Origin of the sequence: Citrobacter sp. Cb004 (assembly GCF_030337065.1) — a bacterium.
Classification (GTDB): domain Bacteria; phylum Pseudomonadota; class Gammaproteobacteria; order Enterobacterales; family Enterobacteriaceae; genus Citrobacter; species Citrobacter braakii.
This window is the reverse complement of sequence record NZ_JAOWCH010000056.1, coordinates 1-21059: the sequence shown is the minus strand read 5'-3', so window position 1 is coordinate 21059 and position 21059 is coordinate 1. Positions and strand designations below refer to the sequence as shown.

Sequence of the window (21059 nt, the reverse complement as noted above, 5' to 3'; positions counted from 1 at the left end):
TCAGCGTTTGCAATTTAGCAGCAAGGACAGCGGCGAAACGGTGCAGTACACTGCGTCACATTGAGAGAAAAGGGATGAGTAATATGACCACGATGCTGGAGGTGGCGAAGCGTGCCGGGGTGTCAAAAGCGACGGTTTCCCGGGTGCTTTCCGGGAATGGCTATGTCAGCCAGGAAACCAAAGACCGCGTGTTTCAGGCCATTGAAGAGAGTGGTTACCGCCCTAACTTGCTGGCACGCAGTCTGGCAGCGAAAACCACGCAGACGCTGGGTCTGGTGGTAACTAACACCCTTTATCACGGCGTCTATTTCAGCGAACTGCTGTTTCATACCGCGCGGATGGCGGAAGATAAGGGACGCCAGTTGTTGCTGGCTGACGGTAAGCACAGCGCAGAGGAAGAGCGTCAGGCGATCCAGTACCTGCTCGACCTGCGCTGTGACGCGATTATGATCTATCCGCGTTTTCTTAGCGTGGATGAGATAGACGATATCATTGACGCCCACGCCCAGCCGATTATGGTGCTTAATCGGCGGCTGCGGAAAAATACCAGCCACTGCGTGTGGTGCGATCAAAAGCAAACCAGTTTTAACGCCGTTACTCAGCTCATTGCCGCCGGGCACAAAGAGATTGGTTTTATTACTGGCTCGATGGATTCGCCAACCGGCGTGGAGCGACTTTCAGGCTATAAAGACGCGCTGGCACATCATGGCATTCCGCTTAATAATGATTTGATTGTTAAAGGGAAATGGACGCCAGCCTGCGGCGCGGCGGGAGTCGATACTTTGCTTTCGCATAAGGTCAATTTTACCGCGCTGGTGGCCAGCAATGATGATATGGCGATCGGTGCGATGAAGCAGTTGCACGCGCATGGCGTGCGCGTCCCTGCTCAGGTGTCGGTGATTGGCTTCGATGATATCGCTATCGCGCCATACACTATTCCGGCGCTTTCCAGCGTCAAAATCCCGGTAACGGAAATGATTCAGGAAACGATAGGCCGCCTGATCTTTATGCTGGATGACGGGGCGTTTACCCCGCCAAAAACCTTCACCGGTGAACTCATTCAACGCGACTCTGTTGCGCCGCTCGTTTTGCGCTGACGGCTGTCATTTGTCATCGTCACTAGTGACGATGACACGGCTTCTCTGCATTCATCAAAATAAAAAACCTTTAATAACAGTCAATTAAATTCTGGCACGATTTATGAATGCTTCGGCAGATAATCTGTCATTGCTGGAGAAATTGATGAACCGTTTCATCATTGCAGACGCCAATAAATGCATTGGTTGCCGTACCTGTGAAGTGGCCTGCGTGGTATCCCATCAGGATAACCAGGACTGCGCATCGCTGACCCCTGAAACCTTTTTACCCCGCATTCACGTCATCAAAGGCGTTAATGTCTCCACGGCGACGCTGTGCCGCCAGTGTGAAGACGCGCCGTGCGCTAACGTCTGCCCGAACGGTGCAATCAGCCGTGATAAAGGCTTTGTTCACGTGATGCAGGAGCGCTGCATTGGGTGTAAAACCTGCGTTGTGGCTTGCCCTTATGGCGCAATGGAAGTAGTCGTGCGTCCGGTTGTTCGTAACAGCGGGGCAGGTCTGAACGTCCGGGCAGAAAAAGCCGAAGCCAATAAGTGCGACCTGTGCCACCATCGTGAGGCCGGTCCTGCCTGTATGGAAGTCTGCCCGACTCACGCGCTGATTTATGTGGATCGCAATAAGCTTGAGCAACTGAGCGCTGAAAAACGCCGTCGCGCGGCGCTGGATTCCACTGCATCTTTGCTGTTCTGATATCTGAAAATCCGCGTAAAATACGTGCCGGATAAGGCGAAGCCGCCATCCGGCAAACGGACATTTCAGGGATACAATACCGCGGGAATTCATCATGACAATAAACAACCACTCCGGCGTACAGCTGCGTATTCGCGGTAAGGTACAGGGCGTCGGATTTCGCCCCTACGTCTGGCAACTGGCGCAGCGGTTACAGCTACATGGCGATGTGTGTAACGACGGTGACGGTGTGGTTGTGCGTATACAGGAAGATCCGGCAGAGTTTATTGCGCAATTGCATCAACACTGCCCGCCGCTAGCGCGCATTGACAGCGTTGAGAGCGAACCGTTCGCCTGGACGCAGCCGCCTGCCGATTTCTCGATTCGGCAAAGTGCTGGCGGAACGATGAATACGCAAATCGTTCCGGATGCCGCGACCTGTCCAGAATGTCTGGTTGAAATGAATACCCCCGGTGAACGCCGCTATCGTTATCCCTTTATCAACTGCACCCACTGTGGCCCGCGCTTTACGATTATCCGCGCCATGCCCTACGATCGCCCGTTTACCGTGATGGCGTCATTCCCACTCTGTGCGCAATGCGATAAAGAGTATCGTGATCCGTACGACCGTCGCTTCCATGCCCAGCCCGTTGCCTGTCCGGCATGCGGTCCCCACCTCGAATGGTTTAGCGCGGGTGAGCGGGCGGAGAAAGAAGAGGCGTTGCAGGCGGCAGTATCGCGCCTGAAAGCGGGCGGTATTGTGGCCGTTAAAGGGATTGGTGGGTTTCATCTGGTGTGCGATGCACGAAATGATGACGCCGTAGCGCTGCTCAGGCTGCGCAAACACCGTCCGGCAAAACCTCTGGCAGTGATGCTGCCCGGTGATGACGGACTGCCTGAACCCGCTCGTCGTTTGCTGACAACCCCAGCCGCGCCGATCGTGTTGGTGCAGAAACGCTATATCGCAGCATTGAGCGAGGGCATTGCGCCAGGGTTAACGGAAGTGGGCGTCATGCTGCCAGCGAATCCGTTGCAGCATTTGCTCTTACAAGAGATGAATTGTCCGTTGGTAATGACCTCCGGCAATCTCAGCGGCAGACCGCCCGCTATTACCAACGCGCAGGCGCTGGAAGATTTACACGAAATTGCCGATGGTTTCCTGCTGCATAACCGCGAAATTGTGCAGCGGATGGATGACTCTGTGGTACGCGACAGTGGGGAGATGCTGCGTCGTTCACGGGGTTACGTGCCGGATGCGGTGGCGCTGCCGCCAGGATTTCACGACGTGCCGCCGATGCTTTGCCTGGGCGCAGATCTGAAAAATACCTTCTGCCTGGTGCGTGGTGAACAGGCGGTTATCAGCCAGCATTTGGGCGATCTCAGCGATGACGGCATTCAGCAGCAGTGGCGTGATGCGCTGCGCCTGATCCAAAACATTTATGACTTTACGCCGCAGCGTATCGTGCATGATGCACACCCTGGTTATGTTTCCAGCCAGTGGGCCAGCGAAATGAATCTGCCAACCGAAACGGTGCTGCATCACCATGCGCATGCCGCTGCGTGTCTGGCCGAGCACGGCTGGTCGCTCGACGGTGGTGACGTGATTGCCCTGACGTTAGACGGTATCGGCATGGGGGAAAACGGCGCGCTGTGGGGGGGAGAGTGTTTGCGGGTCAACTATCGTGAATGCGAACACCTTGGCGGCTTGCCAGCGGTAGCGCTGGCGGGGGGCGATCTGGCGGCAAAACAGCCGTGGCGCAATTTGCTCGCGCAGTGCCTGCGTTTTGTTCCTGACTGGCAGCGCTACCCGGAAACATCGGTGCTGCAACATCAAAACTGGAACGTGCTGGCGCGCGCCATTGAGCGGGAGATTAACGCACCGCTGGCGTCATCGTGCGGACGGCTGTTTGATGCCGTTGCCGCCGCGCTTCAATGTGCGCCGGAATCGCTGAGTTATGAAGGTGAGGCGGCCTGCGCGCTGGAGGCGATGGCATCGCAATGTGCTGGCGTTGAGCACCCTGTCACGGTGCCGCTTGATGGCAATCAGCTGGACTTAGCGGTTTTTTGGCAGCAATGGCTGACCTGGCAGGCCAAACCTGCCGAAAGAGCGTGGGCGTTTCACGACGCGCTGGCGCGTGGGTTTGCTACCCTGATGCGTTTGCAGGCCGAAGAGCGGGGGATTAAGACGCTGGTATTCAGCGGAGGTGTGATGCATAACCGCTTATTGTCAGCCCGGCTGGCGTTTTATCTGCATGATTTTACCTTACTGTTCCCGCAGCGTTTACCGGCGGGCGACGGCGGGTTGTCGTTGGGGCAGGGCGTGATTGCCGCGGCGCGGGCGTTGGCGCAAAAATAAAAAAAAGCCCCGGGACTGGCGGGGCAAGAACTACAGGTCGGGGCATACCGACAAGTGGCAACGCACATCCATGTGCGTGAGGTTAATAAATCAAGCAACGGTATCCTGTACTTACACGGGCAGCGTTTTCAGCAGCGCAAAGGCCTCTTTCATGCGGTCTTCGCTGACGACAAAGGCACATAGCTGGCCTGCGTCGTTCATCCCTCTGGCCACCATCCCTTGCGCTTCGGCGGCAATATGCCAGTTCAGATCGCGGCTCTGGGTATCCCCAGCCAGATGCAAGGGTAATTCCGGCGTTTTGACTTTTACCAGCATGGCAGGCAACTTCAATGGTGCATTGCCGCCGAGCAGGTTTTTCGCCAGATACATGGCGCTCAACTGAATCGGTTGCAGGAACGGGAGTACCTGACCGTTAATTTCTGCACAGTCGCCGAGAGCATAAATGTCCGGGTGGCTGGTTTGCAGGTAGCTGTCGACGCAGACGCCGCGATTGATGTTCAATCCGGCGCGACGCGCCAGCGCGGTTTCAGGGCGCAGACCCGTAGCGGCGATCACCGCATCGACTTCTACGCTGCGGCTACGATCGAGCGTGGCGCGAATCCCCGACTCCGTTTTCTCCAGCCCCTGAAGCTGCGATTTCAGCAGCAGGTGTACGCCCATATCGGTCAGACGATGCTGTAAGCGACTGCTTACTTCTGGCGGCATCAGCGAAGCCAGAATGCTGGCGGCGTTGTCGATAAGCGTCACCGCTTTACCAGCACGACAAAAATCCATCGCCAGTTCGCTACCAATCAAGCCGCCGCCGACAATCAGCACCCGTTGGGCGTCACGCAGTTGTGTTTCACAGGCGCGATACTCTTGTTGGCTGTTCAATGTGAGCATTAACTCACGTCCGGTAATCGGCGGTACGAACGCCGACGCTCCCGTCGCCAGCACCAGTTTGTCGTATGGCCACTGTTGCTCCTGGCTTTTCACTACGTGAGCATCGGCATCGATGTCGGTTACCCAGGTGTGCGGAAAGAGGCGCAAATTAAACTGTTCGGCAAACTCCCCCGCCGACTGGCGGGTGAGGTCGTCTGCACGTTGCGACTGACTAATAACATGGCTGAGATCGGGCTTGTTGTACTCATCCATACTGTCTGCAGCAACCAGGGTCAGCGGGACATTTGCATCCTGCTTACGGATATTTTTGACTAACTGGCGGGCGGCGAAGCCTGAACCAATAATGACAATTCCGCGGCTCATTTTGCCTCCGTTGCCAGTACGTCAAAGACGTCTTTACCTAATGAACATTCCGGGCACAGGAAGTTATCCGGCACGTCGCTCCACGGTGTTCCCGGCGCGACATCCTGCAGCGGTTCACCTTTTGCCGGGTCGTAAATCCACTGGCATACGCTGCACTGCATGCTTGGACCAAGATCAGCGGCAACCGCCGCGGCACAGGCGCACTCTTCCTCTTTGGTTGCCGTTTTGACGATTGTTTCCGGCAGCGGAGCAAGCGCCCACTGACGTGCGATTTCACGGCCATGCTGGCGACACAGTTCCAGCGCGTCCAGATCCGGACGCCATTTCGCTTTCAGACTCAGCGACATCTCGAAACCGGCATCCTGCAAGCGTGTGGACAAACGGTCTACCGCACCGCCGCTCCAGCCGTGTGAACCAAAGGCGCTGGCGCGTTTGTTACGAAAACGCAGGCCGGTCATCTCTTCTACCAGACCGGCGATTTTTGGCATCATTACGTTGTTCATCGTTGAAGTACCAACCAGCACGCCTTTAGAGCGGAAGACGTTAGTCAGGACTTCGTTTTTGTCGCTACGGGCGACGTTAAAGATTTTCACCGCCACGTTCGGGTCAACTTCGTTGATGCCCTGGGCAATGGCGTCCGCCATCATGCGGGTGTTGTTGGACATGGTGTCGTAGAAAATGGTGATACGGTCTTCCTGATAGTCAGCCGCCCATTTCAGATACATTTCAACGATTTGTGTCGGGTTGTCGCGCCATACCACGCCGTGGGAAGTGGCAATCATATCCACCGGCAGGTTGAAGCCGAGAATCTCAGTGATTTTCGGTGTAACCAGACGGCTGAACGGCGTCAGGATGTTGGCGTAGTAACGCTGGCACTGTTCGAACAGTTCGGTCTGGTCAACTTCGTCGTTAAACAGACGTTCATCACAGTAGTGCTGGCCGAAGGCGTCGTTACTGAACAGCACCGCATCGCCGGTCATGTAGGTCATCATGCTGTCAGGCCAGTGCAGCATCGGCGTTTCAACGAAGATCAGCTGCTTACCGTTGCCAATGTCCAGCGAGTCGCCGGTTTTCACCACGTTGAAGTTCCACTCCGGGTGGTGGTGGTGCCCGTTGATAGAGTCAATAGCGTTGGCTGTGCAGTAAATTGGCGTATCCGGGATGCAGGACATCAGTTCAGTCAGCGCACCGGCATGGTCCTCTTCCGCGTGGTTAATGATGATGTAGTCGATATCTGCCAGGTCAATTTCACTGCGCAGGTTCTGCACGAATTCACGGCTAAACTTGTGGTCTACTGTATCGATCAGGACATTTTTTTCTTCACGGATGAGATAGCTGTTGTAGCTGCTACCGCGCAGCGTTTTATATTCAGTCCCGTGGAAATCACGAACTTCCCAGTCACGTTGGCCAACCCAATGAATGTTATTTTTAACCAGAATAGACATAGCAACCTCAGTAATTAATTCAGCGTTTTTCTAAAAAAGATGTTTTGCTTATTGCAGGTTGCGTGCCAACTTTTTATTTTGTTGATTTTAAAGGGTTTGTTTTTTAATGCCTATAAGGTGGTAGTCAAAATGACTATTCATTTTATTGTCAATATGACAATATGAATTGTCAAAATGACAATGAGGTCGTCATGAGTTTTTCCGTAGACGTGCTGGCGGGTATCGCCATTGAATTACAAAGCGGTATTGGACATCAGGACCGTTTTCAACGCCTGATAACCACCTTGCGTCAGGTGCTGGAGTGCGACGCGTCGGCATTGCTGCGCTATGAGTCGCGACAGTTTATTCCGCTGGCGATCGATGGGCTGGCGCAGGACGTTCTCGGCAGGCGCTTTACCCTGGAAGGGCATCCTCGTCTGGAGGCGATTGCCCGCGCCGGGGACGTGGTTCGTTTCCCTGCCGACAGCGATTTGCCAGACCCTTACGATGGGTTGATTCCGGGCCAGGAGAGCCTGAAGGTACACGCCTGCATTGGCTTACCGCTGTTCGCCGGTCAAAATCTGATTGGCGCGTTAACGCTGGATGGCATGGAGCCCGATCAATTCGATGTTTTCAGCGATGAAGAGCTTAGGCTGATTGCCGCGCTGGCGGCGGGCGCGCTGAGCAATGCGCTGCTGATTGAACAACTGGAAAGCCAGAATATGTTGCCGGGCTCGTCGACGGCCTTCGAGCAGGTGACTGAAACCCAAATGATTGGCCTGTCGCCCAATATGCTGCAGTTGAAAAAAGAGATTGAGATTGTGGCGGGATCCGATCTCAACGTACTGATTAGCGGCGAAACGGGGACCGGGAAGGAGCTGGTAGCTAAGGCTATCCATGAAGGTTCGCCGCGCGCGGTGAATCCGCTGGTGTATCTGAACTGCGCGGCGTTGCCGGAAACCGTAGCGGAAAGTGAGCTGTTTGGTCACGTAAAAGGCGCCTTTACCGGGGCTATCAGCAATCGTAGCGGTAAGTTTGAAATGGCTGACAATGGGACGCTGTTTCTCGATGAGATTGGCGAGCTCTCGCTGGCGTTACAGGCTAAGTTGCTACGTGTGTTGCAGTACGGCGATATTCAGCGTGTGGGTGACGATCGCAGCCTGCGCGTGGATGTTCGGGTGCTGGCGGCAACGAACCGTGATTTACGGGAAGAGGTGCTGGCCGGGAATTTCCGTGCGGATTTGTTCCACCGTCTGAGCGTCTTTCCCCTTTCCGTACCGCCCCTTCGTGAACGCGGCGAAGATGTGGTGCTGCTGGCCGGTTATTTTTGCGAACAATGTCGGCTGCGGCTGGGACTTTCCCGCGTGGTGTTAAGTCCCGGCGCGCGTAGTCATCTGTTGAATTACGGCTGGCCCGGGAACGTGCGTGAGCTGGAACATGCCATTCACCGGGCGGTTGTTCTGGCCAGGGCCACCAGGGCAGGGGATGAAGTGGTGCTTGAGGCGCAGCATTTTGCCCTGCAGGATGAAACCCCGGTTCTGCAGGCGGAGGTTGTTGCGGAGATCCCGCAGCATCGCAACCTGCGTGAGGCAACGGAGTCATTCCAGCGGGAGATGATCCGCCGGGCGTTGGCGCAAAATAATCACAGTTGGGCGGCAAGTGCGCGGGCGCTGGAAACAGACGTCGCCAACCTGCACCGGCTGGCGAAACGTCTGGGGCTGAAGGATTAGAGAATACCTGCCTGATAGAAATCCTGCAGGTTGATAGCACCGGTGAGTTTACCGTTTTCATCTACCACCGGTGCGGCAGTGATTTTGCGCTTCATCAGGATCTCTTTGGCGTCAATGGCGCGGCTCTGCGCCTGCAGCGTAATGCCATTATGGGTCATTGCTTCGCTAACCTGAGTGGTGAGCGCTCCGCCGCCAACCAGCCAGCGGCGCAGGTCGCCGTCGGTAAAGACGCCTTTCACCAGCGACTCGTCGTTGCAGACTGCCACCAGACCAAGACCCGTACGGCTTAGTTCCAGCATCGCGTCCATGACGCTGGTGGTGAGCGTCACCTGCGGAATGGCATCGTCACGGCGCATCAGATGATGCACTTTATTTAACAGGCGAGCGCCCAGTGCACCCGCCGGATGCGAGCGGGCAAAATCTTCTTCGTTAAAGCCGCGCGCCTGCATCACGGCGATTGCCAATGCGTCGCCCATCATCAGAGTGTTCACGGTACTGGAAGTCGGTGCCAGGCGCATCGGACAGGCTTCGCGCTCAACGGAAATATCCAGCACGGCTTTGGCTGCCAGACCCAGCGGTGAGGTCGGTTTTCCGGTCATTGCCAGCAGAGCGACGGATTTGTCTTCCAGGCGCGGAATGATGAGATCCAGTTCTTTTGCGCCGCCGGAGTAGGAAATAAACAGCATGACATCACGGCTTTCAATCATCCCTAAGTCGCCGTGCAGCGCTTCAGCCGGATGCACAAAAAAGGCGGGCGTGCCGGTACTGGCGAGGGTCGCGGCTATTTTTTTGCCAATATGGCCTGATTTGCCAATCCCGGAGACAATCACTTTGCCTTCGCAGTGGATGATAGTATTGGCGGCGCGGACAAAATCATCGCCCAGTCGTTCAGGCAGTCGGCTGGCTTCCTGTAGCTCCAGCATTAACGTCTGACGGCCCGCGTTCAGTAGTGCATCACTCATTGGTTTCTCCGGTTATGATCACTTCAATCCCTTTTGCTTCCAGCGCCTGACGAAACGCAGGGTCGATACCCGCATCGGTAATCAGCTTGTCGACGCTTTCCAGACTGCACACAACATTGGGGCTTTTACGCCCAAATTTTGACGAGTCAGCCATCAGAATCACTTCGCGAGCGGCATTGCACATCGCTTTACTGACGCTAAACACCTCATTAAAGGTGGTCACGCCGGCATTGAGGTCAATGCCGTCGGTGCCCATGAAGAGTTTATCAAAGCTGAACTGCTCAAAGGCGTTTTCTGCCAGCTGACCGTGAAATGACGCAGATTTTTTGCGAAAGGTCCCGCCGGGCATCAGGATAGTTTGCTCGTTGTCCAGCTCTGAAAGGGCGTTAACAATGTGCAGACTGTTGGTCATGACGGTGATGTTGCTAAAGCGGGTGAGCATCGGCACCATCTGCAATACGGTGCTGCCCGCATCCAGAATAATCGAGTCGCCATCGTGAATAAAACGGACGGCGGCTTCGGCAATCTGCTCTTTTTTATGCGTATTGATTAGCGTTTTGTGATCGATTGGCGGGTCGGATTCATCTTTATTTAATACCACGCCGCCATAGGTACGAATGACGGTTCCGGCATTCTCCAGAATGACCAGGTCTTTGCGAATGGTCGTGCCGGTTGTGTCAAAGTAGTGGGCCAGTTCTTCAACCGAGCATTTCCCCTGCTTTTGCAGGTGCTCCAGTATGGCTGCCTGTCGCTGACGAGGTTTCATAGGCGTGATTACCCTGACTTATATATACCCGTCATACTTCAAGCTGCATGTGTGTTGGCTTTCCTCGCTCACCCTAGTCACGTACTTATGTACGCTCCTGGGGATTCGCTGCGTCGCCGCCTTCCTGCAACTCGAATTATTTAGGGTATAGGTTGCAAAATGATAATTTCGCAAGCTATTAGCATTCACAACGAAATTACCCATGTTTCAGTTTAAGCGCCAATGATAGTGCATTCTGCGCTAACGGATCATGGGGAAAGATCACATCAGGCTGTAAATCATCAAGATGTTTGCCCATTATCGTGGCAATTTTACCGGGCCTGGCAAATACAGTAAGACCTTTCATAAATAACGAATCGGTAACCCGCTGCTGCTCATCCAGCGCGATGGCGACCACCACGCGGGGTTTAAACCGTCCACCGGAACGACCTACGCCAACCCGACCCCGCTGGCAGAGTTGATCAAACGCCCGGTTAAAGCGGGATATTTGCCAGCCGCCGAGCGCCAGTTGCAGGCACCAGGCGATAGCAGCGACGGTAATCAGTGCGGAAACCATAATGTGCTCCTTTGATTTTGCCGGATGGCGGCTGTGCCTTATCCGACCAGATGTGTGTAGGCCCGGTAAGCGCAGCGCCACCGGGCAATCATGTTTCTTAGAACATCACCTGACCACCGGTCACGTTAATGGACTGACCGGTGCAGTAAGAGGCTTTCGGGCTGGCGTAAAACAGCAGCATGTTCAGCACGTCCTGATAATCGCAGCCGCGCTTAAGCGGAACCTTATCAATGTAGTACTGCTCGACTTCGTCTGGCTTAAGGCCAAGCTTGGTCGCATATTGCGGTAATAATGACTGAAACATCGGTGATTTCAGCAGATTGCCGAGCATCAGTGAATGCACGGTGATCCCGTATTCCGCCAGATCCAGCGCCAGCGACTGGGTTAAACCTACGCCGCCAAATTTTGCCGCGCTATAGCCTGAGTTGTGTTTACTGCCCACTTTCCCTGATTTGGAGTTGATCTGGATAATGCGTCCCTGGACGCCATCGCGGATCATCAGGCGTGAAAATTCCCGTGCGCAGAGGAAGTAGCCGACCAGATTCACCTGCAACGAGCGATCGAAATCCCCAAGCTGAAAGTCGCTGATAAACGCGGCTTTAGCGATACCCGCGCTGTAAACCAGCAGATCGACGCGGCCAAATATTTCATCCACTCCGCGCGACAGCGCCAGCACACTTTGTTCGCTGGTGGCATCAGCGCCAAAACCGTAGGCGGTACCTTCGCCAAACTCGGCGTTAATTTCCTGCGCGACGTTGGCGGCTTTATCGCTTTGGATATCCACCACCGCGACGCGGTACCCTTCTGTCGCAAGCCCACGGCAAAGGAATGCCCCCAGGGTCTGGCCTCCACCAATGACAACGGCAACCTGATTCATCTTTATCTCCTTCAATCTTAAGCAATAAACTTCAAAATACAGCCCGGTGCGATACCGTCCGGTACGGGGCCCGCAACGTGTACGGTGCCGGGAAATTCCGCTTCACTCAGTCCGTCAAAACGCAGAGTGATATGCCCCAGTTCACGTAAGTTTTGTTCCGCCACGCTGCCAACGGCTGTGACCGGGTAGTGATGCTGGCCTAGCTCAAATTGGATCCCAGCCTGCAAAGAGCCGTTCAGCTCCCCATGGCAATGGATGAAGCAAAATTCTTCGATATCCGCAGGCGCGCCTTCACGAAAGGTAATTAGCATCTGGTCGCAGAGTGCATCCGGGGCGCACTGGCCGATGCGGGTGATGGTGGTTTCATAAATCACGGTCATTTTTGAGTGCCTCTTATTGGTAAATAAAGCCGGAAACAAACCAGGCGATTAGAACGGTCGGTGCGCCGGTCAGAAAACGACTCACCAGTACAGATGGCACACCGACGCGGACCGTGTCCTGGCGCGCTTCGGCTAGCGACAATCCGACTGGAATAAAGTCGCATGCCGCCTGAGCGTTAATGGCGAACAAGGCAGGTAGCGCCAGATGCGGAGGAATGTTCCCCAAACCAATCTGTACGCCGATCAGGACGCCGATAACCTGGGCGATGACCGCACCAGGGCCGAGGAAAGGGGACAGCAGCGGGAAAGAGCAGATCAGCGCCAGGGTTACCAGCCCCAGCGGATGGCTGGCCAGCGGTGCGAGTCCATGGGCAATCCAGTCCCCCAGGCCAGACGCCATAATGATGCCGATCAGCGCCGAGACGAACGCCATAAACGGCAGAATGGTTTTCAGGACGGTATCGATAGTGTCTCGCCCGGCCTGAAACAGAACCGCAACGGCTGAACCCATTCCCATGCCGACTTTTGCCAACAGACCGTCGCTTTGTTCGGTAATTTTCTTGCTGGTGTCGTACTCGCGACCCATCGTGCTGTTTGCAGGCGTTGGCGCAGCGGATGCTTCACCGATAACGGTAATGTTTTCTTCTTTCACGCCAGAGACATAGATATCTTCGATAATATATTGGGCCAGCGGACCGGATTTACCCGTCGCGTGAATATTCACTGTTGGTATACGACGTTTTGGATAGATCCCGCAGCGCAGCGTGCCGCCGCAGTCGATGATCGCCACGCCAATTTCGTTCTCTGGCGGCTCGCCTTCTTTGAAGCCATCAACGGCCTGCCAACCTGTCAGGCTGGCTATCCTGTCGACTATTGCGGGGCGAGTCCCTGCGGTGATATAGACAATTTTCTTGCCTGGCACGGCATCCAGTTCAAGCGGGCCGCCCCAGCCGCCGGTGCCTTTTTCAATACGAATACGCGTCATGATGCTGCTCCCGCCAGATGTACTTTCTGCTCAAGTTGAATGCCCATTTTTTTCTCAAAGATGGTGGTGGTGAAATCGGTCACCCAGCCGCGGAAGAAGTTGGTCACCAGGCCGACCAGCAAATAGCTCACCGCCAGCGGGCCGAGCGGAAGACCCAGCGTGGTCAGTCCGCTGGCGATCCCCAGATAGACGAACAGCTCACCGGGGTTGATGTGGGGAAATAAGCCGTTCATTGAATGGCAGCTGTAAGAGGCGGCTGCGTAGTAGCTGGGCTTGAACTTTTCCGGCATAAAGCGGCCCAGGCTCAGCGTCATAGGATTACAAAACACAAATGTGCCGATGCATGGCAGCAGTAGATAGCGGGACAGCGGGTTTCCGGCGCAGCGCTGGGCAAAACGTTCAATACGTTGCTGACCGATAAAGTTAATCAGCGCATTCATGATGACCAGCAGACTGATCAGCAGAGGCAGAATACCGGTCACCATGCCGGTAAACACCTCTCCGCCTTTCTGGAACAATCCGATAAACCACTCAGCACCGAGTGTGATGGTGTCGATCATTATTCTCTCCTGTAGGGGTTTTAGTTATCTTGCCAAACGGTAACTAATTTTAATCAGATCGAAAGATTTAAAAGTGTTATTTTGATCGCAAAATGAAAGATAAATATTTTAATTTGAAAGATTGTGCGTGAGAACGCGCAAATGTGCCGGTCAGGAGTGCAAGAGGGGAGAAATTCTGTGAAGGAGAGCGACTACTGCTTCCTTGTGTGGCGGAGGATGCTTTACCATACTTCTCCCAGGCTGAATTTGTTTAATGGATGTCTCATGTTCAAGCGTCGTTATGTAGCGTTACTGCCCCTTTTTGTATTGCTTGCTGCTTGTAGCAGCAAACCTAAACCTTCAGAGACTCAAACGACTACGGGTACGCCATCCGGCGGCTTCCTGCTTGAGCCACAGCACAATGTCATGCAAACGGGCGGCGATTTTGCCAATAATCCAAACGCGCAGCAGTTCATCGAGAAAATGGTGAACAAGCACGGCTTTGACCGCCAGCAGCTGCAGGAGATCCTGTCGCAGGCCAAGCGTCTGGACTCAGTATTGCGTTTGATGGACCGTCAGGCGCCGACGACTCAACCGCCAGCCGGACCTAACGGTGCATGGCTGCGGTATCGTAAACAGTTCATCACTCCGGATAATGTACAAAACGGTGTGGCCTTCTGGAACCAATATGAAGATGCGCTGAACCGTGCATGGCAGGTCTACGGCGTACCGCCGGAAATTATCGTTGGCATTATTGGCGTAGAGACTCGCTGGGGCCGGGTGATGGGTAAAACGCGGATTCTGGATGCGCTGGCGACGTTGTCGTTTAACTATCCTCGTCGTGCGGAATACTTCTCTGGTGAACTGGAAACCTTCCTGCTGATGGCGCGAGATGAAAGCGACGATCCGCTCGATTTGAAAGGTTCTTTCGCAGGGGCGATGGGCTACGGCCAATTTATGCCATCTTCCTATAAGCAATATGCCGTTGATTTCAATGGCGATGGTCACATTAACCTGTGGGATCCGGTTGATGCTATCGGTAGCGTGGCGAACTATTTCAAAGGCCACGGCTGGGTAAAAGGCGATACGGTCGCGGTTCCGGCGAATGGCCAGGCGCCTGGGCTGGCGAACGGCTTTAAAACCCAGTACAGCATTTCTCAGCTTGCCGCCGCAGGCCTGACGCCGCAGCAGTCATTGGGGAATCATCAGCAGGCCAGCCTGCTGCGACTGGATATCGGTACCGGTTATCAGTATTTGTATGGACTGCCGAACTTCTACACCATCACCCGCTATAACCACAGTACCCACTATGCAATGGCCGTGTGGCAATTGGGTCAGGCGGTCGCGCTGGCGCGCGTGCAGTAATCATTTGTTATCGGTCTACAGGGGCAATCCCTTGTAGACCGAATAGGCTATCCTGGTGCGTTATCCGGTACTCTTTTGAATGCGGTTTATCTATTTTCTGAATGCCCCTCGTAAAATTGTCTCCTCATCCCCATCTTGGTTATGAAAGTGCTATCTTGTCCGGCATATTTTTTTAACTGACAGAGGCTGAAATGACCGACAGTGAACTGATGCAGTTAAGCGAGCAGGTTGGCCTGGCGTTGAAAGCGCGCGGGGCAACCGTGACGACGGCGGAATCCTGCACCGGCGGCTGGGTAGCTAAAGCAATTACGGATATTGCCGGCAGCTCCGCCTGGTTTGAACGCGGGTTTGTGACCTACAGCAATGAAGCCAAAGCGCAGATGATTGGCGTGCGCGAAGAGACGCTGGTCCAGCATGGGGCGGTGAGCGAACCTGTGGTGGTGGAGATGGCGATTGGCGCGCTAAAAGCGGCCCGCGCGCATTTCGCTGTTTCGATTAGCGGTATTGCGGGGCCAGATGGCGGCAGTGAAGAAAAGCCCGTGGGGACGGTATGGTTCGCTTTTGCCAGCGCGAGCGGCGAGGGGATTACTCGCCGGGAATGCTTCAGCGGCGATCGCGATGCGGTACGTCGACAGGCGACCGCCTACGCGTTACAAACCCTGTGGCAACAATTTCTACAAAACACTTGATACTGTATGAGCATACAGTATAATTGCCCCAACAGAACATTATCTATCACGTTTCGCGGTTTAACCCGAAAGCGGCATGACAGGAGTAATTAATGGCTATCGACGAAAACAAACAGAAAGCGTTGGCGGCAGCGCTGGGTCAGATCGAAAAGCAATTCGGTAAAGGCTCCATCATGCGCCTGGGTGAAGACCGTTCCATGGATGTGGAAACCATCTCCACCGGTTCGCTTTCTCTGGATATCGCATTGGGCGCGGGCGGTTTGCCAATGGGCCGTATCGTTGAAATCTACGGGCCTGAATCTTCCGGTAAAACGACGCTGACCCTGCAGGTTATTGCTGCCGCACAGCGCGAAGGTAAAACCTGTGCGTTCATCGATGCGGAACACGCACTGGATCCCGTCTATGCGCGCAAGCTTGGCGTTGATATCGACAATCTGCTGTGCTCTCAGCCTGATACCGGTGAACAAGCGCTGGAAATCTGTGATGCGCTGGCGCGCTCCGGTGCGGTTGACGTTATCGTTGTCGACTCCGTTGCCGCATTGACGCCGAAGGCAGAAATCGAAGGCGAGATTGGTGACTCTCACATGGGCCTTGCGGCACGTATGATGAGCCAGGCCATGCGTAAGCTGGCCGGTAACCTGAAGCAGTCCAACACGCTACTGATTTTCATCAACCAGATCCGTATGAAGATTGGCGTTATGTTCGGTAACCCGGAAACCACCACCGGTGGTAACGCCCTGAAATTCTATGCTTCTGTTCGCCTGGATATCCGTCGTATTGGCGCGGTGAAAGAAGGCGACAACGTGGTTGGTAGCGAAACCCGTGTTAAGGTCGTGAAAAACAAAATTGCAGCGCCGTTCAAACAGGCTGAATTCCAGATTCTTTACGGTGAAGGTATCAACTTCTACGGCGAACTGGTTGATTTGGGCGTGAAAGAGAAGCTGATTGAAAAAGCCGGTGCATGGTACAGCTACAACGGTGAGAAAATTGGTCAGGGTAAAGCGAATGCCACTAACTGGCTGAAGGAAAACCCGGCAACTGCGAAGGAAATTGAGAAGAAAGTACGCGAGTTACTGCTCAATAACCCGGATTCAAAACCAGACTTCTCTGTTGATGACAGCGGTGAAGATGTAAAAGAAACGAACGAAGATTTCTGATAATCTGACGTTATCGCACATAGAAGGGCTGCATACCATGCAGCCCTTTTCCATTTCTGAAGGCTCACTATGACAGAAGCAACTTCCCGCCGCTCCGCTTATTCCCGACTTCTTGACCGCGCTGTACGTATACTGGCGATGCGCGATCACAGCGAGCAGGAACTGCGGCGTAAGCTGGCCGCTCCGGTGATGGGAAAAAATGGACCGGAAGACATTGATGCAACGCCGGAGGATTACGACAAGGTCATCGCTTGGTGTATTGAAAGTCGTTATCTGGATGATGACCGCTTCGTTCAGCAATTTATCTCCAGCCGTAGCCGTAAAGGTTATGGACCCGCGCGTGTGCGTCAGGAATTAAACCAAAAAGGGATTTCGCGGGAAGCCGTTGAACGAGCCATGCGCGAGTGTGAAATTGACTGGGCAGCACTTGCGCGCGCGCAGGCCATTCGTAAATACGGAGAACCTTTACCTGTAGATTTTTCAGATAAGGTAAAGGTCCAGCGCTTTTTGCTCTACCGTGGCTATCTGATGGAAGATATTCAGGCAATATGGCGAAATTTTGACGATTGAGCGCATACGGGATTTTACTTCCCAGTAAAGAAAACTTATCTTATTCCCACTTTTCGATTGCCAGAGGCGCAGTTTACGTGCCGATGCTGGTAATGACATTTCGTTAGCTTGATTTCTTCAGGATAATTATGAGCAAGAGCACCGCTGAGATCCGTCAGGCGTTTCTCGATTTTTTCCATAGTAAAGGACATCAGGTAGTTGCCAGCAGCTCCCTGGTACCGAACAATGACCCTACTTTGTTGTTTACCAACGCCGGGATGAACCAGTTCAAGGATGTGTTCCTTGGCCTCGACAAGCGTAATTATTCCCGCGCAACCACCTCGCAGCGTTGCGTGCGTGCGGGCGGTAAGCACAACGACCTGGAAAACGTCGGTTACACTGCACGTCACCATACTTTCTTCGAAATGCTGGGCAACTTCAGCTTCGGCGATTATTTCAAACATGATGCTATTCAATACGCATGGGAACTGCTGACCGGTGAAAACTGGTTTGCCCTGCCAAAAGAGCGTCTGTGGGTCACCGTCTATGAAACTGACGATGAAGCCTATGAAATCTGGGAAAAAGAAGTCGGCATTCCGCGCGAACGTATCATCCGTATCGGTGATAACAAAGGCGCGGCTTATGCTTCCGACAACTTCTGGCAGATGGGTGATACCGGCCCTTGCGGTCCGTGCACCGAAATTTTCTACGACCATGGCGACCACATTTGGGGTGGCCCTCCGGGAAGCGCAGAAGAAGATGGCGATCGCTACATTGAGATCTGGAACATCGTCTTCATGCAGTTCAACCGTCAGGCTGACGGTACCATGGAACCGCTGCCGAAGCCGTCCGTGGATACCGGTATGGGCCTTGAGCGTATTGCGGCCGTGCTGCAACACGTTAACTCCAACTATGAAATCGACCTGTTCCGTTCACTGATTGAGTCCGTGGCGAAAGTCACCGGCGCGACCGATCTGAGCAACAAGTCGCTGCGTGTTATCGCTGACCATATCCGCTCCTGTGCATTCCTGATTGCCGATGGCGTTGTCCCGTCGAATGAAAACCGTGGTTATGTGCTGCGTCGTATCATTCGTCGCGCGGTACGTCATGGCAACATGCTGGGCGCGAAGGATACCTTCTTCTACAAGCTGGTTGGTCCGCTGGTGGACGTCATGGGCTCCGCAGGTGAAGAACTGAAGCGTCAGCAGGCTATGGTTGAGCAGGTTCTGAAAACCGAAGAAGAGCAGTTTGCGCGTACACTGGAGCGTGGTCTGGCGCTGCTGGATGAAGAACTGGCAAAACTGTCCGGTGATACACTGGATGGCGAAACCGCATTCCGTCTGTATGACACCTACGGTTTCCCGGTTGACCTGACGGCGGACGTTTGCCGCGAGCGCAACATTAAGGTTGACGAAGCGGGCTTTGAAGCTGCAATGGAAGAACAGCGCCGTCGCGCGCGTGAAGCCAGCGGCTTCGGCGCAGACTACAATGCGATGATTCGTGTTGATGGCGCCTCTGAATTTAAAGGCTACGAACACCTGGAACTGAACGGCAAAGTGACCGCGCTGTTTGTTGATGGTAAAGCGGTAGACGCAATTAACGCAGGTCAGGACGCAGTTGTCGTCCTGGATCAGACTCCGTTCTATGCGGAATCTGGTGGTCAGGTTGGCGACAAGGGTGAACTGAAAGGCGCAGGCTTCGCGTTTGCCGTGAGCGACACGCAGAAATATGGCCAGGCCATTGGTCACATCGGTAAGCTGTCTGCGGGTTCTCTGAAAATTGGCGATGCAGTACAGGCTGATGTTGATGAAACTCGTCGTGCGCGCATTCGCTTGAACCACTCCGCAACGCACCTGATGCACGCGGCGCTGCGCCAGGTACTGGGCACGCATGTGGCACAGAAAGGCTCGTTGGTTAACGATAAAGTGCTGCGCTTCGACTTCTCTCATACTGAAGCTATGAAGCCTGCTGAAATCCGTGCCGTTGAAGATCTGGTGAATGCGCAAATTCGTCGCAATCTGCCGATTGAAACGAACATCATGGATCTCGAAGCGGCGAAAGCCAAAGGCGCAATGGCGCTGTTTGGCGAGAAATATGACGACCACGTGCGTGTTCTGAGCATGGGGGATTTCTCTACCGAACTGTGTGGTGGTACTCATGCCAGCCGTACGGGTGATATCGGTCTGTTCCGTATTGTGTCTGAGTCAGGCACTGCGGCGGGCGTTCGTCGTATCGAAGCTGTGACCGGTGAAGGCGCTATCCAAACCGTGCATGCTGAGAGCGATCGCTTAAGCGATATTGCGCAGCTGCTGAAAGGCGATAGCCAGAATATTGGTGACAAAGTTCGTTCCGTGCTGGAGCGTACGCGTCAACTCGAAAAAGAATTGCAGCAATTGAAGGAACAGGCTGCGGCGCAGGAGAGTGCAAATCTCTCCAGCAAAGCGGTTGATATCAATGGCGTGAAGCTGCTGGTCAGCGAACTCGCGGACGTTGAGCCGAAAATGTTGCGTACCATGGTTGATGATCTGAAAAATCAACTGGGGTCTACCGTTATCGTTCTGGCAACGGTAGTGGAAGGTAAGGTTTCTCTGATTGCGGGTGTGTCTAAGGACGTGACAGATCGCGTGAAAGCAGGGGAACTGGTTGGAATGGTCGCTCAGCAGGTAGGCGGTAAGGGTGGTGGTCGTCCGGACATGGCGCAAGCCGGTGGTACGGATGCTGCGGCTCTGCCAGCAGCGTTAGCCAGTGTGAAAGGCTGGGTCAGCGCAAAACTGTAATAATTATAAGCGTAAGTCGACGCTGCGGACTTCAATCCGCAGCGTTTGTATCAACGCTATCGACAACGATAAAGTCAGGTTGAAGTTGTGTATATCGGCTAAACTTAGGTTTAACAGAATGTGATGCCGTGACTGCTTACACTTAGGTGTTTGTCATCGCTTACTTTTTGGCGTTATATGATGGATAATGCCGGGATACAGAGAGACCCGACTCTTTTAATCTTTCAAGGAGCAAAGAATGCTGATTCTGACTCGTCGAGTTGGTGAGACCCTCATGATAGGCGATGAGGTCACCGTGACAGTTTTAGGGGTGAAGGGCAACCAGGTGCGCATTGGCGTAAACGCCCCGAAAGAAGTTTCTGTCCATCGTGAAGAGATCTACCAGCGTATCCAGGCTGAAAAATCCCAGCAGTCCAGTTACTAAGGTTTTCGCGTCTCACCTTTCTGGTGAGGCGCAACCTGATTGAATTATCCCTTTTCTTCTCTTTTCTTCTTCGTCTTCCTCATTTTTTCGATTCTCATCCGCGCATTGCCTTTCCCTGCGATTTTTCCGTTTGTTCATTGCCTCAGGAAATTGCCAATTTATCTGTTGATAAAACACTCTTTTTGCCGTTTTTGCAGACTAATTGCGCGTGAAATGTGCAAACGATAAAAGCGCTGGAAAAATTGTTTGACTTATAAGTCCCAGAAAGTAATATGTGCGCCACGCAGCGACGATGAGCAGAAACAAGTTCTTCGAAGCACTCGCAAGAGGCGTGTTGGTGAGGTGGCCGAGAGGCTGAAGGCGCTCCCCTGCTAAGGGAGTATGCGGTCAAAAGCTGCATCCGGGGTTCGAATCCCCGCCTCACCGCCATTTGCATCCGTAGCTCAGCTGGATAGAGTACTCGGCTACGAACCGAGCGGTCGGAGGTTCGAATCCTCCCGGATGCACCATC

General features: G+C 54.0%; 19 protein-coding genes and 2 tRNA genes. 12 read left to right on the top strand and 9 right to left on the bottom strand.

Going from position 1 to position 21059, the window contains the following annotated elements; translation table 11 throughout:
* The first annotated feature begins 83 nt into the window (after window positions 1-83).
* From OGV65_RS11265 to hypF, 3 genes are all read left to right on the top strand, one after another.
* Entirely contained in the window at window positions 84-1097 is a 1014-nt protein-coding gene (locus OGV65_RS11265) for a LacI family DNA-binding transcriptional regulator (RefSeq protein WP_103766755.1), read from the top strand.
* Window positions 1098-1242: 145 nt separating this feature from the next.
* On the top strand, window positions 1243-1788 hold the full coding sequence (hydN, locus tag OGV65_RS11260) for an electron transport protein HydN (RefSeq protein ID WP_003037366.1): 546 nt from the start codon (window positions 1243-1245) through the stop codon (window positions 1786-1788).
* 94 nt (window positions 1789-1882) lie between these two features.
* Window positions 1883-4123, top strand: a complete 2241-nt coding sequence (gene hypF / locus OGV65_RS11255; protein WP_286454959.1) for a carbamoyltransferase HypF — start codon at window positions 1883-1885, stop codon at window positions 4121-4123.
* A 111-nt stretch (window positions 4124-4234) separates the two neighbouring features.
* On the opposite strand, the gene norW is transcribed toward hypF, so the two are convergent.
* Together norW and norV are read right to left on the bottom strand one after the other, a co-directional pair.
* Window positions 4235-5368, bottom strand: coding sequence for an NADH:flavorubredoxin reductase NorW (gene norW, locus OGV65_RS11250; protein WP_286454958.1), 1134 nt, complete (start codon window positions 5366-5368; stop codon window positions 4235-4237).
* Window positions 5365-6813, bottom strand: coding sequence for an anaerobic nitric oxide reductase flavorubredoxin (gene norV / locus OGV65_RS11245; RefSeq protein ID WP_053389531.1), 1449 nt, complete (start codon window positions 6811-6813; stop codon window positions 5365-5367). Before norV ends, norW begins: the two co-directional genes overlap by 4 nt.
* A gap of 191 nt (window positions 6814-7004) precedes the next feature.
* On the opposite strand from norV, the gene norR reads away from it, so the two are divergent.
* Window positions 7005-8522 carry a nitric oxide reductase transcriptional regulator NorR gene (gene norR / locus OGV65_RS11240; protein ID WP_279263822.1) on the top strand — a complete coding sequence of 506 codons (1518 nt, stop codon included), beginning with the start codon at window positions 7005-7007 and terminating at the stop codon, window positions 8520-8522.
* On the opposite strand, the gene gutQ is transcribed toward norR, so the two are convergent.
* The 7 genes from gutQ to srlA all read right to left on the bottom strand — a co-directional run bounded on the left by gutQ (window position 8519) and on the right by srlA (window position 13608).
* Window positions 8519-9484, bottom strand: coding sequence for an arabinose-5-phosphate isomerase GutQ (gutQ, locus tag OGV65_RS11235; protein WP_235117352.1), 966 nt, complete (start codon window positions 9482-9484; stop codon window positions 8519-8521). The two genes, norR and gutQ, sit on opposite strands and share 4 nt — an antisense overlap.
* Window positions 9477-10250, bottom strand: coding sequence for a glucitol operon DNA-binding transcriptional repressor SrlR (gene srlR / locus OGV65_RS11230; RefSeq protein ID WP_003037350.1), 774 nt, complete (start codon window positions 10248-10250; stop codon window positions 9477-9479). Before srlR ends, gutQ begins: the two co-directional genes overlap by 8 nt.
* Before the next feature lie 196 nt (window positions 10251-10446).
* Window positions 10447-10806: a transcriptional regulator GutM gene (gene gutM, locus OGV65_RS11225; RefSeq protein ID WP_016154172.1), complete on the bottom strand. Its 360-nt coding sequence runs from the start codon at window positions 10804-10806 to the stop codon at window positions 10447-10449.
* 97 nt (window positions 10807-10903) lie between these two features.
* The gene (gene srlD / locus OGV65_RS11220; RefSeq protein ID WP_003037345.1) at window positions 10904-11683 is read right to left on the bottom strand and encodes a sorbitol-6-phosphate dehydrogenase; all 780 of its coding nucleotides are present in this window, start codon (window positions 11681-11683) and stop codon (window positions 10904-10906) included.
* A 17-nt stretch (window positions 11684-11700) separates the two neighbouring features.
* A complete protein-coding gene (srlB, locus tag OGV65_RS11215; protein ID WP_286454957.1) occupies window positions 11701-12063 on the bottom strand; it encodes a PTS glucitol/sorbitol transporter subunit IIA in 363 nt (120 codons plus the stop codon).
* 13 nt (window positions 12064-12076) lie between these two features.
* Entirely contained in the window at window positions 12077-13048 is a 972-nt protein-coding gene (gene srlE, locus OGV65_RS11210) for a PTS glucitol/sorbitol transporter subunit IIB (RefSeq protein ID WP_016154170.1), read from the bottom strand.
* Window positions 13045-13608 carry a PTS glucitol/sorbitol transporter subunit IIC gene (gene srlA / locus OGV65_RS11205; RefSeq protein WP_016154169.1) on the bottom strand — a complete coding sequence of 188 codons (564 nt, stop codon included), beginning with the start codon at window positions 13606-13608 and terminating at the stop codon, window positions 13045-13047. Before srlA ends, srlE begins: the two co-directional genes overlap by 4 nt.
* Window positions 13609-13872: 264 nt before the next feature.
* Between srlA and mltB the strand changes: the two genes are divergently transcribed.
* From mltB to OGV65_RS11165, 8 genes are all read left to right on the top strand, one after another.
* Window positions 13873-14952: a lytic murein transglycosylase B gene (gene mltB / locus OGV65_RS11200; protein WP_286454956.1), complete on the top strand. Its 1080-nt coding sequence runs from the start codon at window positions 13873-13875 to the stop codon at window positions 14950-14952.
* 191 nt (window positions 14953-15143) lie between these two features.
* On the top strand, window positions 15144-15641 hold the full coding sequence (pncC, locus tag OGV65_RS11195; protein WP_016154167.1) for a nicotinamide-nucleotide amidase: 498 nt from the start codon (window positions 15144-15146) through the stop codon (window positions 15639-15641).
* Window positions 15642-15733: 92 nt separating this feature from the next.
* Entirely contained in the window at window positions 15734-16798 is a 1065-nt protein-coding gene (gene recA, locus OGV65_RS11190) for a recombinase RecA (RefSeq protein WP_016154166.1), read from the top strand.
* A gap of 69 nt (window positions 16799-16867) precedes the next feature.
* Window positions 16868-17368, top strand: coding sequence for a recombination regulator RecX (gene recX / locus OGV65_RS11185; protein ID WP_016154165.1), 501 nt, complete (start codon window positions 16868-16870; stop codon window positions 17366-17368).
* Between the two features lie 128 nt (window positions 17369-17496).
* The gene (alaS, locus tag OGV65_RS11180; protein WP_047499455.1) at window positions 17497-20124 is read left to right on the top strand and encodes an alanine--tRNA ligase; all 2628 of its coding nucleotides are present in this window, start codon (window positions 17497-17499) and stop codon (window positions 20122-20124) included.
* 238 nt (window positions 20125-20362) lie between these two features.
* Window positions 20363-20548 (top strand): carbon storage regulator CsrA, encoded by a 186-nt coding sequence (gene csrA / locus OGV65_RS11175; RefSeq protein ID WP_000906486.1) that lies wholly within the window; start codon window positions 20363-20365, stop codon window positions 20546-20548.
* Between the two features lie 336 nt (window positions 20549-20884).
* Window positions 20885-20977: transfer RNA gene (locus OGV65_RS11170), tRNA-Ser, on the top strand.
* Window positions 20978-20980: 3 nt separating this feature from the next.
* Window positions 20981-21057 (top strand) — tRNA-Arg (locus tag OGV65_RS11165).
* The last annotated feature ends 2 nt before the right edge of the window (window positions 21058-21059 follow it).

What these genes read in the sequence shown, in the direction of transcription:
- srlD (WP_003037345.1), bottom strand. Translation starts at nt 11,683, where the DNA reads ATGAATCAGGTTGCCGTTGTCATTGGTGGAGGCCAGACCCTGGGGGCA.
- gutQ (WP_235117352.1), bottom strand. Translation starts at nt 9,484, where the DNA reads ATGAGTGATGCACTACTGAACGCGGGCCGTCAGACGTTAATGCTGGAG.
- mltB (WP_286454956.1), top strand. Translation starts at nt 13,873, where the DNA reads ATGTTCAAGCGTCGTTATGTAGCGTTACTGCCCCTTTTTGTATTGCTT.
- gutM (WP_016154172.1), bottom strand. Translation starts at nt 10,806, where the DNA reads ATGGTTTCCGCACTGATTACCGTCGCTGCTATCGCCTGGTGCCTGCAA.
- alaS (WP_047499455.1), top strand. Translation starts at nt 17,497, where the DNA reads ATGAGCAAGAGCACCGCTGAGATCCGTCAGGCGTTTCTCGATTTTTTC.
- pncC (WP_016154167.1), top strand. Translation starts at nt 15,144, where the DNA reads ATGACCGACAGTGAACTGATGCAGTTAAGCGAGCAGGTTGGCCTGGCG.
- recA (WP_016154166.1), top strand. Translation starts at nt 15,734, where the DNA reads ATGGCTATCGACGAAAACAAACAGAAAGCGTTGGCGGCAGCGCTGGGT.
- srlA (WP_016154169.1), bottom strand. Translation starts at nt 13,608, where the DNA reads ATGATCGACACCATCACACTCGGTGCTGAGTGGTTTATCGGATTGTTC.
- OGV65_RS11265 (WP_103766755.1), top strand. Translation starts at nt 84, where the DNA reads ATGACCACGATGCTGGAGGTGGCGAAGCGTGCCGGGGTGTCAAAAGCG.
- norW (WP_286454958.1), bottom strand. Translation starts at nt 5,368, where the DNA reads ATGAGCCGCGGAATTGTCATTATTGGTTCAGGCTTCGCCGCCCGCCAG.
- srlB (WP_286454957.1), bottom strand. Translation starts at nt 12,063, where the DNA reads ATGACCGTGATTTATGAAACCACCATCACCCGCATCGGCCAGTGCGCC.
- srlE (WP_016154170.1), bottom strand. Translation starts at nt 13,048, where the DNA reads ATGACGCGTATTCGTATTGAAAAAGGCACCGGCGGCTGGGGCGGCCCG.
- recX (WP_016154165.1), top strand. Translation starts at nt 16,868, where the DNA reads ATGACAGAAGCAACTTCCCGCCGCTCCGCTTATTCCCGACTTCTTGAC.
- srlR (WP_003037350.1), bottom strand. Translation starts at nt 10,250, where the DNA reads ATGAAACCTCGTCAGCGACAGGCAGCCATACTGGAGCACCTGCAAAAG.
- hydN (WP_003037366.1), top strand. Translation starts at nt 1,243, where the DNA reads ATGAACCGTTTCATCATTGCAGACGCCAATAAATGCATTGGTTGCCGT.
- csrA (WP_000906486.1), top strand. Translation starts at nt 20,363, where the DNA reads ATGCTGATTCTGACTCGTCGAGTTGGTGAGACCCTCATGATAGGCGAT.
- hypF (WP_286454959.1), top strand. Translation starts at nt 1,883, where the DNA reads ATGACAATAAACAACCACTCCGGCGTACAGCTGCGTATTCGCGGTAAG.
- norR (WP_279263822.1), top strand. Translation starts at nt 7,005, where the DNA reads ATGAGTTTTTCCGTAGACGTGCTGGCGGGTATCGCCATTGAATTACAA.
- norV (WP_053389531.1), bottom strand. Translation starts at nt 6,813, where the DNA reads ATGTCTATTCTGGTTAAAAATAACATTCATTGGGTTGGCCAACGTGAC.